The sequence below is a fragment of the Paracraurococcus lichenis genome (assembly GCF_030657435.1).
GTDB classification, from domain to species: Bacteria; Pseudomonadota; Alphaproteobacteria; order Acetobacterales; family Acetobacteraceae; genus Paracraurococcus; species Paracraurococcus lichenis.
Genome location: NZ_JAUTWS010000475.1, coordinates 1 through 478, shown reverse-complemented (window position 1 = coordinate 478; position 478 = coordinate 1). Strand labels below are relative to the sequence as shown.

Here is a 478-nt window from a genome sequence, read left to right as displayed (position 1 = left end):
TGCTGATCGGGCGAGCGCTTCTCGGCTTCGGCCTCGTTGCTGGCGAGTGAGGTCTCGGCCTCCTCGAAGGCGAACTGCAGCTGATCCTCAGGCAGCCGCTCCGAGCGCGGGCCGAACTGCATGCGCTGCAGCTTCTGCAACTGGTGCTTCAGATGCTCGTTCCGCTCCGCCAGCGCGTCCCGCTCAGCCACAGCGCTGTCGCGTTCTGCTGCAAGGCTGTCGCGCTCGGCCAGGGCGGCCAGCAGCATCGCCTGCAATACTGCAGGGTCGTCGGGTAGGGTATGCGCCGGATCGCCGTCGTCACGCATCGGCCGGCAGTCTACGCCGCCGCGGTCGGTGTGGGAATCCGTCTCGCCGCCTCCACGCGTGAAAAATCAAGACCCGCAAACAAGGCCGCGAACTGCACAGCAGACAGACGAACGCAGCCGTCGGTGATCGGTGGCCAGCGGAACGCGCCACCCTCGAGCTGCTTCCAGAC

At 66.9% G+C, this 478-nt stretch carries 2 protein-coding genes; both read right to left on the bottom strand.

Annotated elements, in window-relative coordinates:
- Positions 1-308, bottom strand: a 308-nt coding sequence (locus Q7A36_RS40865) for a transposase (RefSeq protein WP_305109489.1), incomplete at its 3' end; no start/stop codon positions are given.
- 11 nt (positions 309-319) lie between these two features.
- Positions 320-478, bottom strand: a 159-nt coding sequence (gene tnpB / locus Q7A36_RS42025) for an IS66 family insertion sequence element accessory protein TnpB (RefSeq protein WP_370655821.1), incomplete at its 5' end; no start/stop codon positions are given.